This window comes from Aeromonas sp. 603079 (assembly GCF_049172135.1).
In the GTDB taxonomy this organism is placed as follows: Bacteria; Pseudomonadota; Gammaproteobacteria; order Enterobacterales; family Aeromonadaceae; genus Aeromonas; species Aeromonas veronii.
Map to the genome: position 1 here is coordinate 1 of NZ_JAAKPX010000014.1, position 14,286 is coordinate 14,286.

Annotated in this window: 11 protein-coding genes; 5 read left to right on the top strand and 6 right to left on the bottom strand. The window is 59.8% G+C overall.

Going from position 1 to position 14,286, the window contains the following annotated elements:
* Window positions 1-131: 131 nt before the first annotated feature.
* The 6 genes from G5287_RS11835 to G5287_RS11860 form a co-directional block, all read right to left on the bottom strand.
* Window positions 132-2,687 carry a TRAP transporter permease gene (locus G5287_RS11835; RefSeq protein WP_421231340.1) on the bottom strand — a complete coding sequence of 852 codons (2,556 nt, stop codon included), beginning with the start codon at window positions 2,685-2,687 and terminating at the stop codon, window positions 132-134.
* 103 nt (window positions 2,688-2,790) lie between these two features.
* Complete coding sequence (locus G5287_RS11840; protein ID WP_005339950.1) at window positions 2,791-3,762, bottom strand: TAXI family TRAP transporter solute-binding subunit; 972 nt, start codon at window positions 3,760-3,762, stop codon at window positions 2,791-2,793.
* 413 nt (window positions 3,763-4,175) lie between these two features.
* On the bottom strand, window positions 4,176-6,329 hold the full coding sequence (locus G5287_RS11845) for a S9 family peptidase (protein WP_227341535.1): 2,154 nt from the start codon (window positions 6,327-6,329) through the stop codon (window positions 4,176-4,178).
* A 234-nt stretch (window positions 6,330-6,563) separates the two neighbouring features.
* On the bottom strand, window positions 6,564-6,995 hold the full coding sequence (locus G5287_RS11850; RefSeq protein WP_005339953.1) for a DUF411 domain-containing protein: 432 nt from the start codon (window positions 6,993-6,995) through the stop codon (window positions 6,564-6,566).
* 46 nt (window positions 6,996-7,041) lie between these two features.
* Window positions 7,042-7,365, bottom strand: coding sequence for a hypothetical protein (locus tag G5287_RS11855; RefSeq protein ID WP_021231559.1), 324 nt, complete (start codon window positions 7,363-7,365; stop codon window positions 7,042-7,044).
* An 88-nt stretch (window positions 7,366-7,453) separates the two neighbouring features.
* A complete protein-coding gene (locus tag G5287_RS11860; RefSeq protein WP_005348556.1) occupies window positions 7,454-8,176 on the bottom strand; it encodes an SDR family oxidoreductase in 723 nt (240 codons plus the stop codon).
* A 142-nt stretch (window positions 8,177-8,318) separates the two neighbouring features.
* Between G5287_RS11860 and G5287_RS11865 the strand changes: the two genes are divergently transcribed.
* The 5 genes from G5287_RS11865 to G5287_RS11885 all read left to right on the top strand — a co-directional run bounded on the left by G5287_RS11865 (window position 8,319) and on the right by G5287_RS11885 (window position 13,440).
* The gene (locus G5287_RS11865) at window positions 8,319-9,161 is read left to right on the top strand and encodes a LysR family transcriptional regulator (protein WP_199416573.1); all 843 of its coding nucleotides are present in this window, start codon (window positions 8,319-8,321) and stop codon (window positions 9,159-9,161) included.
* A 101-nt stretch (window positions 9,162-9,262) separates the two neighbouring features.
* A complete protein-coding gene (locus tag G5287_RS11870; protein ID WP_005339958.1) occupies window positions 9,263-9,859 on the top strand; it encodes an NAD(P)H-dependent oxidoreductase in 597 nt (198 codons plus the stop codon).
* A 67-nt stretch (window positions 9,860-9,926) separates the two neighbouring features.
* Window positions 9,927-11,780 carry a monovalent cation:proton antiporter-2 (CPA2) family protein gene (locus G5287_RS11875; protein WP_139732146.1) on the top strand — a complete coding sequence of 618 codons (1,854 nt, stop codon included), beginning with the start codon at window positions 9,927-9,929 and terminating at the stop codon, window positions 11,778-11,780.
* Window positions 11,777-12,163: a SirB2 family protein gene (locus tag G5287_RS11880; RefSeq protein ID WP_164537853.1), complete on the top strand. Its 387-nt coding sequence runs from the start codon at window positions 11,777-11,779 to the stop codon at window positions 12,161-12,163. The genes G5287_RS11875 and G5287_RS11880 overlap by 4 nt, the downstream gene beginning before the upstream one ends.
* A gap of 290 nt (window positions 12,164-12,453) precedes the next feature.
* Window positions 12,454-13,440 (top strand): helix-turn-helix transcriptional regulator, encoded by a 987-nt coding sequence (locus G5287_RS11885; protein ID WP_005339987.1) that lies wholly within the window; start codon window positions 12,454-12,456, stop codon window positions 13,438-13,440.
* The last annotated feature ends 846 nt before the right edge of the window (window positions 13,441-14,286 follow it).

Sequence of the window (14,286 nt, forward strand, 5' to 3'; positions counted from 1 at the left end):
GTCCGTTTCACACCTTGTCCCATCGGGTTCTCCATTTATTGGGGGGGAAAGGTGTAAACCATATTCAGGACGGGACATATCCATAAAAAGAGGGCCGCAATCGCGGCCCTCTGTCTTATTTGCCTGGCGGATTAACCGGCCTTGACGCTGCGGCGACGCTGCAGCCAGACGATCACCCCGAACAGCAGGAAGCCCGGGATCCACATCCACTCCTTGCGCCAGCGATCGGTGGGCGCCTTGACGGTGAGGATCTCCTGATCGAACTCCAGCCCCATGGTGGCGGCCGGGCTGCCAAAGGCGACGTTGTCGATCAGCGTTTTGCCATCTTGCTCATAGAGGCTCAGCCCCAGATTGGCCAGCCGATCTTCGCCATTTGCCCCATCCGGTACGGCGACCAGCAGGGTGAACTTGCGTGGCTTGCCCACTGCATCTTCACCGAGGATCCGCAGCCGCAGGGTGCTCTCCGCCTCCACTTCACCCATGGTCTGGGCCAGCTGGGCAGGCGGGGTCTCGCGATAGGGGTCGTGCACCATGTCCATCCAGAAACCCGGGCGGAACAGGGTAAAGGCGACCAGCAACAGCAGCACGCTCTCGTACCAGCGGCTCTTCACCAGGAACCAGCCCTGGGTGGCGGCGGCGAAGATCAGCATGGCGATGGTCGCCACGATGAAGATCAGCACCCCGTGGGCGAAGTCCACGTCGATCAGCAGCAGATCGGTGTTGAAGATAAACAGGAACGGCAGCGCCGCGGTACGCAGGCTGTAGTAAAACGCCGTGATCCCGGTCTTGATGGGATCGCCCTTGGAGACAGCGGCAGCCGCGAAGGAAGCCAGCCCCACCGGCGGCGTCACATCCGCCATGATGCCGAAGTAGAAGACGAACAGGTGCACCGCGATCAGCGGCACGATCAGCCCGTTTTGCTGCCCCAGCGTCACCACCACTGGTGCCAGCAGGCTGGAGACCACTATGTAGTTGGCAGTGGTCGGCAGCCCCATGCCAAGGATCAGGCTCAGCAGAGCGGTTAGCAGCAGCATCAGCAGCAGGTTGCCCATGGAGAGGAACTCCACCAGATCCGCCAGCACCAGACCGACCCCGGTCTGGGAGACCGCACCCACGATAATCCCCGCGGTGGCGGTGGCAATGCCGATACCGATCATGTTGCGGGCACCGGCGACCAGCCCTTCCCGCAGATCCACCACGCCGTCAGCGACGGTGCCGTAGTCGTGCTTGCCGTCCTTGCGCAGCCAGTTGAGCAGCGGGCGCTGGGTCAGCAGGATGATCACCAGCATCACGGTCCCCCAGAAGGCCGACAGCCCCGGCGAGAGGCGTTCCACCATCAGGCACCACACCAGTACCACCACCGGCAGCAGGAAGTGCAGGCCGGAGAGCAGCACGGCGCGGGTGTTGGGCAATTCGGTGAGCGGCTTGTCGGGATCTTCGGCAGGCAGCGGTTCATTGCTGGCGGCGATCTTCAACAGGGCCACATAGGTGGCAGCCAGCAGTACCGAGATCCCCGGCAGGGCGTAGTCACCCAGTGCAGGTTTGAGCCAGCCGAGGCCATAGTAGACCGCCAGTGACAGGCCGCTGATGAGGGCCGCGCCAAAGGCAAAACCGGTCAGGCGACGCAGCCAGGGTTTGGGTTGATGGTTGCCGATGGGCTGCATGCCCAGTTTCAGCGCCTCCAGATGGACGATGTAGAGCAGCGCTATGTAGGAGATGGTGGCAGGCAGGAAGGCGTGCTTGATGATCTCCACATAGGGGATGCCCACGTATTCGACCATCAGGAAAGCCGCAGCCCCCATCACAGGTGGCATGATCTGGCCGTTGACCGAGGAGGCCACTTCCACCGCCCCCGCTTTCTCTGAACTGAAGCCCACCTTCTTCATCATCGGGATGGTGAAGGTGCCGGTGGTCACCACGTTGGCAATCGACGAGCCGGAAATCAGACCGGTCAGGCCGGAGGCGACCACTGCTGCCTTGGCCGGGCCGCCGCGCAGGTGACCGAGCAGGCTGAAGGCGAGCTGGATAAAGTAGTGACCGGCACCGGCACGCTCCAGCAGGGCGCCAAACAGCACGAACAGGAACACGAAGCTGGTGGAGACGCCAAGGGCAATGCCGAACACCCCTTCGGTGGTGATCCACTGGTGGTTGGCCAGCGCGGTAAAGCCTACCCCGCGATGTGCCAGCAGTCCCGGCATCCAGGGGCCCGCCAGGCTGTAGATCAGAAAGACGATGGCGATGACCGCGAGTGCCGGCCCCAGGGCGCGGCGCGCCGCTTCCAGCAGCAGCGGAATGCCGATGCAGGCGGTCACCAGATCGGCGGTGGTGAGGGTGCCGGGACGCAGTGCCAGCGCTTCATACATCACGAACAGGTAAGACGCGGCGCCAGCAGCGATCAGACCGAGGGCGATATCGCCGAGGGGAACCCGATCCCGCGGCGAGGAGCGAAATGCCGGGAACACCAGAAAAGCGAGCAACAGGGCAAAGGTGAGGTGAATGGAGCGGGTTTCGGTGTCATTGAGTACGCCAAACCCCACCATGAAGGGGAGTGGCGAGGCGATCCAGAGCTGGAACAGCGACCAGGCCAGCGCCAGTGCGGTGATGAGCCAGCCCATGATGCCAAGCGGCAGGCGAGCGCCCACATCCTGGGCGATCAGTTCCTCGGTAGAGAGTTGTTTATCTTGCATAGGGTTAACTTGTGCCAACGAGTACAACAAGAGCGACACCCGCCCCCGCAATCAGGCGGCAGACGGGTGTCGAAGAGAGTGACAAAGGCCCCGGGGCCTTCAATCAGAGCCAGCCGCGCTCTTTGTAGTAGCGGGCAGCCCCTTCATGCAGCGGTGCAGAGAGACCCACCTTGATCATGTCGGCCTCTTTCAGGTCGGCAAAGGCAGGGTGCAGGCGCTTGAAGCGATCCAGGTTGTCGAACACCGACTTGACCAGCTGATAGACCACTTCCGGATCGGTTTTGGCGCTGGTGGAGAGCACCGCTTTGCCACCGATGGAGGGGGTCGGTTTATCGCTGCCCTTGTAGATGCCGCCCGGGATCTCGGCCTTGCTGTAGTAGCTCTTCTCGGCCAGCAGCTTGTCGATGTCGGCGCCGGTCACAGGTACCAGTACTGCATCTGTGGTGGTGGAGGCTTCCTGAATGGCGCCGTTCGGGTGACCGACGAAGTAGCTCATGGCATCGATGTTGTTGTCACCGAGGGCGGAGGCCTGTTCGGCCGGTTTCAGCTCGGAGACCAGACCGAAGTCACCCTTTTTCCAGCCTTTGACCGCCATGATCTCTTCCATGGTGTCACGCTGGCCGGAGCCCGGGTTGCCGATGTTGACGCGCTTGCCCTTCAGATCGTCGAAGCTGGCGATCTTGGCATCGCGGCGAGCCAGGATGGTGAACACCTCGCTCTGCAGGGAGAAGACGGCGCGCATATCGTCCATGGCCCCTTCGGCCTGGAACGGTGGCAGCCCTTTCATCGCCTTGAACTGGTGGTCGGATTGCATGATGCCGAAGTTGAATTCACCGCTGCGGATGCCGTTGACGTTGGCAACACCGCCGCCACTGGCCGGGGCGTTGCACTTGATCTGGTGATCGGCGGCGCCGCGATTGAGGAAGCGGCAGATGGACTGGCCAGCGACATAGTAGACGCCGGTCTGACCGCCGGTGCCTATGGTCACGAAGCGCTCCTGCGCTTGTACCGGACCACCGAATGAGACACCGACCAGAGCCGCCGACAGGGCGCATGCCAAAGTTAATCCTTTCATTTTTTCTCCCTTTTCTTTGATTTTGTTTATCCGATCCCCGGATAAATTGATGGCAATCCCGTTCTGCGCCGGGCTTGCCTGCTCTTCTCGTTGCGCGAAAGCGGGGGAGTTGATTCCCCCCTTTCCGGCAGTCACCCTCATCCTGTGGTGAGGCTACCGACCTCCTGTCGGTCGAAGATAAATTGGCCCCTGAGGGGCCAAATAAAAAGTTGCAAGCACTCCGATTAAGCACATTCACCCAACATAAATCAAACGAAATGGCAAAATCACGGAGTTTAATCTTGAGAAACATGACCTTGATCATTCATTTTCTAGCCGAAGATTAATTTGATATGAAGGGAAATGGAAGAGGGAAAAACTAGGAGGGGATTCTTATGCGGCCCTTGTGTGACAAGGGCCGGGGTCATAATGGATCAGTTGGCCGGGGTGGCCAGATCCAGGATAAAGGCATACTCCAGCGCGATATCTTCGTAGGCTTTGAAGCGGCCCGACTTGCCACCGTGGCCGGCGTCCATGTCGGTGTTCAGTAACAACTTGTTATCATCCGTCTTCAGCTCGCGCAGCTTGGCGACCCACTTGGCGGGCTCCCAATACTGCACTTGAGAGTCGTGCAGTCCGGTGGTGACCAGCAGGTTGGGATAGGCTTGTGCCTTGACCTGATCGTAGGGGCTGTAGCTCTTCATGTAGTCGTAGTAGCGCTTCTGGTTCGGGTTACCCCACTCGTCATACTCCCCGGTGGTGAGGGGGATCGACTCGTCCAGCATGGTGGTGACCACATCGACGAACGGCACCTGCGCCACCACGCCGCGATAGAGTTCGGGCGCCTGATTGATGACTGCCCCCATCAGCAGGCCGCCGGCGCTGCCGCCCATGGCGTAGACCTGATCCCTGGCACCGTAGCCTTGCTCCACCAGCGCCTTGGTGACATCGATGAAGTCATTGAAGGTGTTCTGCTTTTTCAGCAACTTGCCATCTTCGTACCAGTGACGGCCCAGCTCTTCACCACCCCGGATATGGGCGATGGCGTAGACGAAGCCTCTGTCCAGCAGGCTCAGGCGCGAGCTGCTGAAGTCGGGATCCATGCTGGCGCCGTAGGATCCATAGCCATAGACCAGCAGCGGATTCTTGGGCGCATCAGCCTGCTCTTTCTTGAACTTGTCCTTGCGATAGACCAGCGACACCGGCACCGATACGCCGTCGCGGGCGGTCACCCAGAGCCGCTCGCTGGCGTACTGGTCGGCCTTGAAGCCGGCCACCGGTTGCTGCTTGAGCAGGATGCGCTTGCCGCTCGCCATGTCCAGCTCATAGGTGGAGGCGGGGGTGGTCATGGAGGAGTAGCCATAGCGCAGGGCGCTGGTATCCGGCTCCGGGTTGTAGGCGAGCCAGGTGACATAGGCGGGATCGTCGAAGGCGATCTCCTTCTCTTCACTGCTCTGCCAGTTGATCTGGCGCAGTCGGGTCAGCCCCTTGTTGCGCTCTTCCAGTACCAGCCAATCCTTGAACAGGGCGTAGCTCTCCAGCAGCACGTCCGGATTGGGGGCGATCACCGCCTTCCAGCGATCGACCGGGCTCTCTTTGGTCTCGTAGAGGCCGAAGTTCTTGCCGTCCTTGTTGGAGCGCACATAGAAGCGGCCGCGGTAGTGATCCAGGCTGTATTCGTGATCCACCTGACGGGGCAGGAACAGGCGGGGGGCGTGCTCCGGCTGGTTGGCATCGATCAGCCGTGCTTCGCCTGTGGTGGTGCTGGAGAGGGCGATGACGATGAAATCTTCCGAGGTGGTGGCGTAGAGGCTGATGTAGAAGGAGTCATCCTTCTCCTCGTAGACCAGCTTGTCCGTGGCCGGATCCGTCCCGAGCGTGTGGCGATAGACCTGATAGGGCAGCAGGGTCTGCGGGTGCTTGCGCACATAGAAAACGGTCTTGTTGTCGTTGGCCCACACCAGATTGCCGGAGGTATTTTCCAGTTTGTCGGTGGCCCACTGGCCGCTCTCCAGATCGAGGAACTGGATCTGGTACTGACGGCGGGAGAGGAAATCTTCCGCCACCGCCAGCCAGCGGTTGTTGCGGCTCACCTCAAGGGCGCCGAGGGCATAGAACTCGTGCCCTTCAGCCCGCAGGTTGCTGTCGAGCAGCAGGCTCGCCTGCTCTTCACCGAGCTTGGTGCGCGAGTAGATCCCGTACTCCTTGCCCGGCTCATAGCGGGTCTGGTAGCGGTAGCCATTTTTCACATAGGGCACCGACTCATCCTGCTGGGGGATGCGGGCAACCATCTCTTTGTAAAGCTGTTCGCGCAGGGGTTGGGTCGGCTTGAGCATGGCCTCGGTATAGGCGTTCTCGGCCTTGAGATAGTCCAACACCTCGGGCTTCTGCCGCTCGTCGTCACGCAGCCAGTAGTAGTTGTCGATGCGGGTATCCCCGTGTTTTTTCAGAGTGCGGGGATGTTTGGCGGCCACGGGCGGCTGGATTGGATGTTCGCTTGTCAGCATGGCGGGCTCTTCATTGGCATAAGTGGGGGGGAGAACTGTCAGAAAGGCTAGCAGCAGAACTCCTCGGGAAAAGGTAAACATGTCGCATCCTTGGCGCTGGAAAGGGTTGGTAGACCTGAGCATCGGCTCCATGAATTGGCGTTAAATCTGCCCCTTGTTGCCGGTGGTTGCAAGCAATCCCTTGTTATTGCAGGAAATGTAATCAAAAAAAGCCGCTATCTCGCGATAGCGGCCCTCTTTCTGGCCATGAGCGGCAAGAGTCCGCTCAGGTGTGCCTCACATGATATGGGAGTGCCCTCTCATGGCCAGTTTTCGTCAGCCGGGGTAGCTCGACCAGCGGTTGGTCGCGCCCTCGTTGCTGATACTCAGTACCTCATAGGGATGGCCCGGAATATCCATGCCCGGCGCACTCTGGGGCATGCCCGGAATGGTCAGGCCACGGATCGCCGGTTTTTCCCTGAGCAGCTTCTGTACATCGGCGGCCGGTACATGCCCCTCGATCACATAGCCATTTACGATACCGGTATGGCAAGAAGCCAGTTCCGGCGCGATTCCGTATTGCTGCTTCACTGCGCCAAGCTGCTCGGTTTCGATAACCTCCAGTTCGAAGCCATTCTGCTCCATGTGCTCGTTCCAGCTTTGGCAGCAGCCACAATATTTGGATTTGTAGACGGTCATCTTCTCGGCCGCGAGGGCCGAAAAGCTGACGGTACCGGCCAGCATGGCCAGTAACAGGGGTTTGTACATCACTCACCTCAGATTGAAAGAAAAGATGCCCGATACGGGATGCGTTTCAGATCTGGGGGCGTGGGGGACGTTCGAGCCGCTCGCACGGAGCGTCCGGCATAAAGAGAGAGGGGGAGGCGAAGTCGGGGGTATCCGGTTCCAGCACGGCTACCGTCAGGCTGTCGCTGCCTACCAGCGTCATCGAGAGGGCGGTGGTAAAGCTGCCGCAGGGCATTGCTTTTTCCAGGGTTCGCTCGCTCTGGCTGCAGTGGGTGGTCAGGGTACAGAGGTCGGTTGCGGCCCGACTGCCAAACGACATCAACACCAGCACCAGACTCCACAAGGGGAGCCAGCGACGGGCGTGAGCGAGTTGGCGACGGGTGAGAACCATGGAATGACTCGAAAATAACAAGGGGCACATGGTAACCCTGTGCCCCGGGGGAGGGTCAAGCCCTCCCCATAGAGTCAGTCAGCCAGGATTAAGGTTGCTGACGGGTCGCCGCCAGCACGATCTCGCGCACGCAGACGTTGGCAGGCTGGTTCCAGGCGTAGAGCACGGCATCGGCGATCACTTCCGGTGCAATGACGCCGCCCATCTGATCTTTCCAGTCGTGGTAACCGGCCTTGATGCTCTCGTCAGTGGTGTGGCTGAGCAGCTCGGTTTCGACCGCACCCGGGGCGATGGTCACCATCCGCACGCCGACATCGGCCACCTCTTCCCGGATGTTCTCGGTCAGGGCGTGCACGGCGAACTTGGTGGCGCAGTAGGCAGCATGGTTCGGGAAGGTCTTGCGACCGGCGATGGAGCTGATGTTGATGATGGTGCCGCTGCGGCGCTCCTTCATGCCTGCCAGCACTGCGTGGACGCCGTTCAGCACCCCCATCACGTTGATGTTGAGCATCTGCTGCCATTCGGCGGGATCCTGCACATCTGCCTGACCCAGCAGCATGACGCCGGCGTTGTTGACCATGCAGCCGACCGGGCCAAATTTGGCTTCTGCCTGCTGGACTGCGGCCTTCATGGCGGCGGTGTCGGTCACATCGACCCCGATGCAGAGGGTATCGGGCAGGTTCAGCGCCTGCATCGGCTCGACCCGGCGGGCCAGCAGCAGCAGCGGATGACCGGCGGCAGAGAAGGCACGGGCGATGGCGGCACCGATCCCGGCGGAGGCGCCGGTGATCACGACGAGAGATTTGGACATGGGTCTTTCCTTCTGATTAAAGAGTCGGTTTGAGCAAACAGGTGGCTGGCCAGCACGGAACCCAATCACTATAGTCACTGTATCTATAAGTGATAAATATTGTTTTCCGCTGGTTATCATCTGAAAAAACTATGGTTGGTTTATGCTGGACTTGAGATTGCTGCGTTTCTTCATCGCCATCTATGAAGAGAAGAACATCACGGCGGCGGCCGAGCGCTGCCACGTCAGCCAGCCCTCCCTCTCGGCGGGACTGCGCCAGCTGGAAGAGGCGCTCGGTGACAGCCTGTTTGTCCGGGGCAAGAAAGGGGTGGTGGCGAAAGATCCGGCCCACTATCTCTATCCTCACGCGGTCAAGCTGGTGGAGGAGGCGCGCCGTCTGCCGGAACTGTTTCGCCAGAAAGCGACGCGTGCGAGGCTCAATATCGCCATCATGCCGGACTTGAGTCGCCGCCGGGTGGCCGGGCTGCTGCAGCAAGTACAGCGCGTGCTGCCGCAGCTGGATCTCACCCTCTCCGACTACGCTACGCCCGCCGATTGCCGCTTGACGCTGGATGTCCTGCGCCGGGAGGACGAGATCTTTCTGCCGCTGTGGGAGGAGGATTACGTGCTCTGCGTGCCGGTCGATCATCCCCTGGCCAGTCGCGAAAGGATCGAGTTGGCCGAGCTGCAACATTATGATTTTATTGAGTGCCCGCCCTGCGAAGCCCATCAGCAGACTATCGGCCTGCTGGCCTGTGACCGCCTTACCCTCAATCTGGTGGCCAAGGCCGAGAGCAAGGGGCTGGTGATGGCGCTGGTGCTGGCGGGGGTCGGCATCAGTTTTCTGCCGGACGGGCTGGTGGAGGATGAGGCAGGGCTCTGTACCTTGCCGGTGAGCGGGCCGCGGATGTTTCGCCGGATCGGGCTCTGCTATCCCGCCCACCAGACCCTCAATCCGGCGCTGCGGGAGCTGATCCCCGAGTTGGCAGGCTATGGCGCTTCCTGATAAGGTCGCTCTCCTGTGCACCTTTACGATGCAGCTCCCCAGACTCCCCTTTTCTGTTTACCTCGCCTTGCACCGCAAGGCTTTGTTCGGGTGATGTGGTCATGAAACGCATTCTGGTTATTTTTTCCCATCCCGCGCTGCAGAGCTCGCGGGCCAACAAGCAGCTGTTGCAGGCGATTGAGGGGCTGGAGGGGGTCACGGTTCACGACCTCTATCAGCACTATCCCGACATGTTTATCGATGTGAAGCGGGAGCAGGCGCTGCTCTGTGAGCACGACATCATCGTCTTCCAGCACCCGTTTTACTGGTACTCCTGCCCGGCCATCATGAAAGAGTGGATGGATCTGGTGCTGGAGTATGGCTATGCCTACGGCCCTGAAGCCCACGCCCTCAAGGGCAAGCAGTGGCTGAGCGCCATCACCACCGGCGGGGCGCCGGAGTCCTACTGCAGCGAGGGTTACAACAGCCGACCGCTGCTCGATTTTCTGCTGCCATTTCAGCAGGCGGCCACCTTGTGCGGCATGAACTGGCTGCCCCCTTTCGTGCTCCACTCCTTTCACAAGATCAAGGATCCCGCCGCCCTGCGCCGCTGTGGGCAGGACTACCGCCAGCTGCTTTGCGCCCTGCGTGACGATCAGCTGACCCCGGAGCAACTGGCCGGGCGCCCTTATCTGCGCGACTTGCTGGAGGTGCTCTGATGAAACACGGGCAGCTTGCTGGCCGAGCTTATGAGCCGGATCTGATGTTCACACGGAGGGCTGACTGATGGGCCACGGGATCCTGTTTGATGCCTTTATCTACCTCTCCGCCGCCGTTATCGCGGTACCGCTGGCCAAACGCTGGGGGCTGGGCTCGGTGCTCGGCTACCTGCTGGCGGGGATCATCATAGGCCCCTTTCTGCTGGGGCTGGTGGGGGAACAGAAGGATGTGATGCACTTCGCCGAGTTTGGCGTGGTACTGATGCTGTTTCTGGTCGGTCTTGAATTGCGTCCTGCCCTCTTGTGGCAGCTGAAAGGGCCGATCCTCGGCACCGGTGGCCTGCAGGTGCTGCTCACCACGGCGGCGTTGACCGGCGTGGCGCACCTGATCGGTCTGCCGCTGCAACAGGGACTGGCCATCGGCCTCATTCTGGCACTCTCCTCGACCGCCATCGTGTTGCAGAGCCTGCAGGAGCGCAAGCTGATGCAGAGCGAGAGCGGTCGCTCCGCCTTTGCGGTGCTGCTGTTTCAGGATATTGCGGTCATTCCGATCCTGGCGATCCTGCCGCTGCTGGCCATGGCGCCGGTCGCCAGCAATGGTGGCTCCGAGCTGGCGGGGTGGCAGCATGGTCTGCTGGTGGTCGCGGCCATCTCCGGCATAGTGCTGGGTGGCCACTATCTGATGCGGCCGGTATTTCGTGCCATCGCCCAGTCCCATATGCGGGAGATCTTCGTCGCCGCCGCCCTGCTGCTGGTGATCGCTATCGCTGTGCTGATGGAGTCGGTGGGGCTCTCGCCCGCTCTCGGCTCCTTCCTCGCCGGGGTGGTGCTGGCCGACAGCGAATATCGCCATGAGCTGGAGGCCGACATAGAGCCGTTCAAGGGCTTGCTGCTCGGCCTGTTCTTTATGTCGGTGGGGGCGGGGATCGACTTCGGGCTGTTTGCCGAGCACCCCTTCCTGATACCCACTCTCGTCGTTGGCCTGATGGTGCTCAAATGGCTGGTGCTGATGGCGCTCGGCTTCATTATCCGCATCTCGCCGAGCCAGCGCTGGACCTTCGCGCTGGCGTTGGCGCAGGGGGGCGAGTTTGCCTTCGTGCTCTTTTCGTTTGCCGCGCAAAACAGGGTGCTGCCCGGTGAGACCATCTCGCTGCTGACGCTGGTGGTAGCGCTCTCGATGGCGCTCACCCCACTGCTGCTGATCCTCAATGATCGGGTGATCCAGCCCTGGTTCGATTACCGTAACCAGAGCGATGCGCCGCAGCATGAGCAACCTGAGCTGGTGGAGCATCCGGTGATCATCGCGGGCTTCGGCCGCTTCGGTCAGATCGTGGGGCGTCTGCTGCACGGTCACGGCATCGGTACCACCATCCTCGAGCAGGATGCCAGCCAGATAGAGACCCTGCGCAAGTATGGCTATCAGGTCTTCTATGGCGATGCCAGCCGGATCGATCTGCTCCATGCCGCAGGGGCGCACAAGGCGAAGCTGCTGGTGCTCTCCATCAACGATCCGGCTACCTCGCTGGCGGTGATCGAGATGGTGCAGAAGCACTTCCCGCACCTGAAGATCCTGGCGCGAGCGCTGGATCGACCCCATGCCCACGAGATCCTGCGCCACGGGGTCGAGAGCGTTCACCGGGAAACCCTGGGCTCGGCGGTCGATCTGGGGGTGGAAGCCCTGACCCAGCTTGGGTTTAGGGCCAACCAGGCCTGGCGGGCGGGGCAGACCTTCAAGCAGCACGATAACTGGCTGTTGCGCGAGCAGGTCAACTATCTGGATGACGAACACACTTATATCAACAAGAGCCTGCAATACCGGGAGATCCTCTCCGATCTGTTGCAAGACGACGAGGAGGGGCAGGAGCGTATCCATGCCCACAACTGGAATAGCGGGCTACCCGACGACAAGGAAGCAAAATGATTGCCTATTACCCCATGTTCAAACACCTGCATATGACGCTGGCGCTGGTCAGTCTGCTGCTCTTTATCTATCGCTGGAGTCTGGCGCTGGCCGGCAGCGATCGGTTGCAGCAGAAGTGGCTGAAGATCCTGCCGCATATCAACGACACCTTCCTGCTGCTGTTTGGTGTGTTGCTGGCGGTGGCCTTGCAGTTGAGCCCAGGTCAACAACCCTGGCTGATGGCCAAGCTGGTTGCACTGGTGTTCTATATCGGTCTGGGTGTCATGGCGCTCAAGCGGCCGGCCCGCGGTCAGAAGCTGGTGGCCGGTGTGGCGGCACTGGCGGTATTTGGGTACATGGTCGGTGCGGCCATCACCAAGTCAGCCTGGTCGTGGCTGATGTGATTTGGCTGGGAGGGAGGATTGCCTCCCTCCGGCTATCTCAAAAGAAAAGATTCAGAAAAATCCTAAGCCCCTCTATGTTAGCCTGCCTCTCCATTTAGTTTTCTTCGATGCGCTTAGCTTGTCTGAAAACGTCAAGTTAGCCGTTTTTATTCATATTTTTTCTTAAAAATCAAATACATGTGTAGTTTTGTATGAAAATGGCGACAGTTGTCGCTACAAAACTTGCGACATAGACTGTCGCAAGTTGCGACTAGCATACAGTCAACGCTAAACCAGTGAAGGCATGCACCATGAGTAAGAAGCTGTTACGACAACTGACCTTGGCGCGTTGCATCCCGCACCGCCCTTACAAGCTGACCGCCAGCCAACTTCAGGTAAAACTGGAAGAGGAAGGCATCCATGTCAGTCTGCGTACCGTGCAACGGGACCTGGAGGAGATGTCCGGCATGGGACTGTTCGACCTCACCTCGGACGAGCGCAGCAAACCCCATGGCTGGTGCTTCGAGCGCCACGGCCTCAACGACTTTGCCAATATCATGCCGCTCTCGCTGGCGGTGGCCCTGAAAACCTGGAGTGATCAGGCGAGCCAACTGTTGCCGGCGAGTGTACTGACTGAATTGAATCCGCTGGTCGACAAGGCGAGCCAGGTGATCCGCGACAGCCAGAGTGAACTGGCCGAACGCTGGCTGGAGAGTGTCCACCAGTCACCGCGCCCGTTTGCCGGCAACCCGGAGATCCGTCGCAGCACCCTGATCCGCGATGCGCTCTGGCGTGGTCGCAAGTTCAGTGCCGAGATCCAGCGTGTGATCAAAGAGCGCACCGTGTGGCTCTGCTACGACCGTATCAACCCGCTCGGCATTCTCAATCAGCCGGACGGGCCGATCCTGCTCTGCACACTATCCGAGCTGGATCCCAAGGTTTACGGCATCCCGTTTGACCATATCAAGAACGTGGAGCTGACCAACTTCAGCGCCACCCAGCCGAAGGATTTCAATATCCAGAAGCTGATCCGCGATCAGGGCTATCAGGATGTGAGCGGCCCGATCCGCTTCGTCGGCCGGATCGATGCCAACAGCCAGTCGCTGGTGGATAACCAGATCCCCGGCAACAATCCACGCATGACCCGCTATGACAAGCGCAGCGTGGTGGTGGAGACCGAAGTGCAGGACACCCCGGAGTTTCGCAGCTGGTTGAACAACATCGGCGGTGAACTGGAGGTGCTGGCACCGGAATCGTTGCGCAAGGCCTATCTCAATCCGGCCAACCGCTTGAGCTGATTAAAATTGAGCTGATTAAAAAATTGGAATGTTGAATAGTCGAGCCTGGTCTCGGCTCTTTTTTTGCGGTTTTTTTAAGCATATTTATTCAACTAATTTTTAAGTCTTAACGTCAGGATTGAACCGTTTTCCTGCCCCGTTTTTGGGGGGCGAAACCCGTGTAAGAGATCTGCCATAGCGACTGTAAGAGGCTGGCGCTTTGAGCCGTACGCGAAGCCATGCCAGAATGATCGAACTTTCCCGTGAAACTAAATAAATAACTGATATTAAAGGGTTAGTTTTTAAGTTTGTTTTTTGGGATGAGAGCCGCATCGGATCTTTATCATCGGATGGCCCTTGTTCGGGGGGCGCATTTCCTTAGTATGGGTTTCACAAGGACGGAGCTGGTCCGGCAGGATGCAGGGCAGCGCATAAAGATGGAATAGTCCGCAGGATGTGGACAAGGGACACCTCAGGATGAGCTCGATAATCAGGATGATTATCGTCACGGATGAATAAAGGAACACCGCGGGATGCGGCAGGACACTCTCGGGATGGGAGTAGAACGAACGGAACCTCGTTCTTCAGGATGAACAGGACCTCGCCGGATGCGAGAGGAATACTTCAGGATGAAGTGAGATAACCCGGATGGTTATCTGTCAGGAAGACGCAAGGAACCCCACAGGACGTGGTAATGGACACCTCCAGGATGGAGACAGGGAAGCAGTTCAGGATGAATTGCCAGGCCAGGAACGCCGCAGGACACGCCAACGGATTGGAAAGGGGATATTCCAAAGGATTAGGATAACGTCAGGGATTGCAGGGAGCATTGCAGTTCTACGGACAGGACGACACGACTCTAGGGGA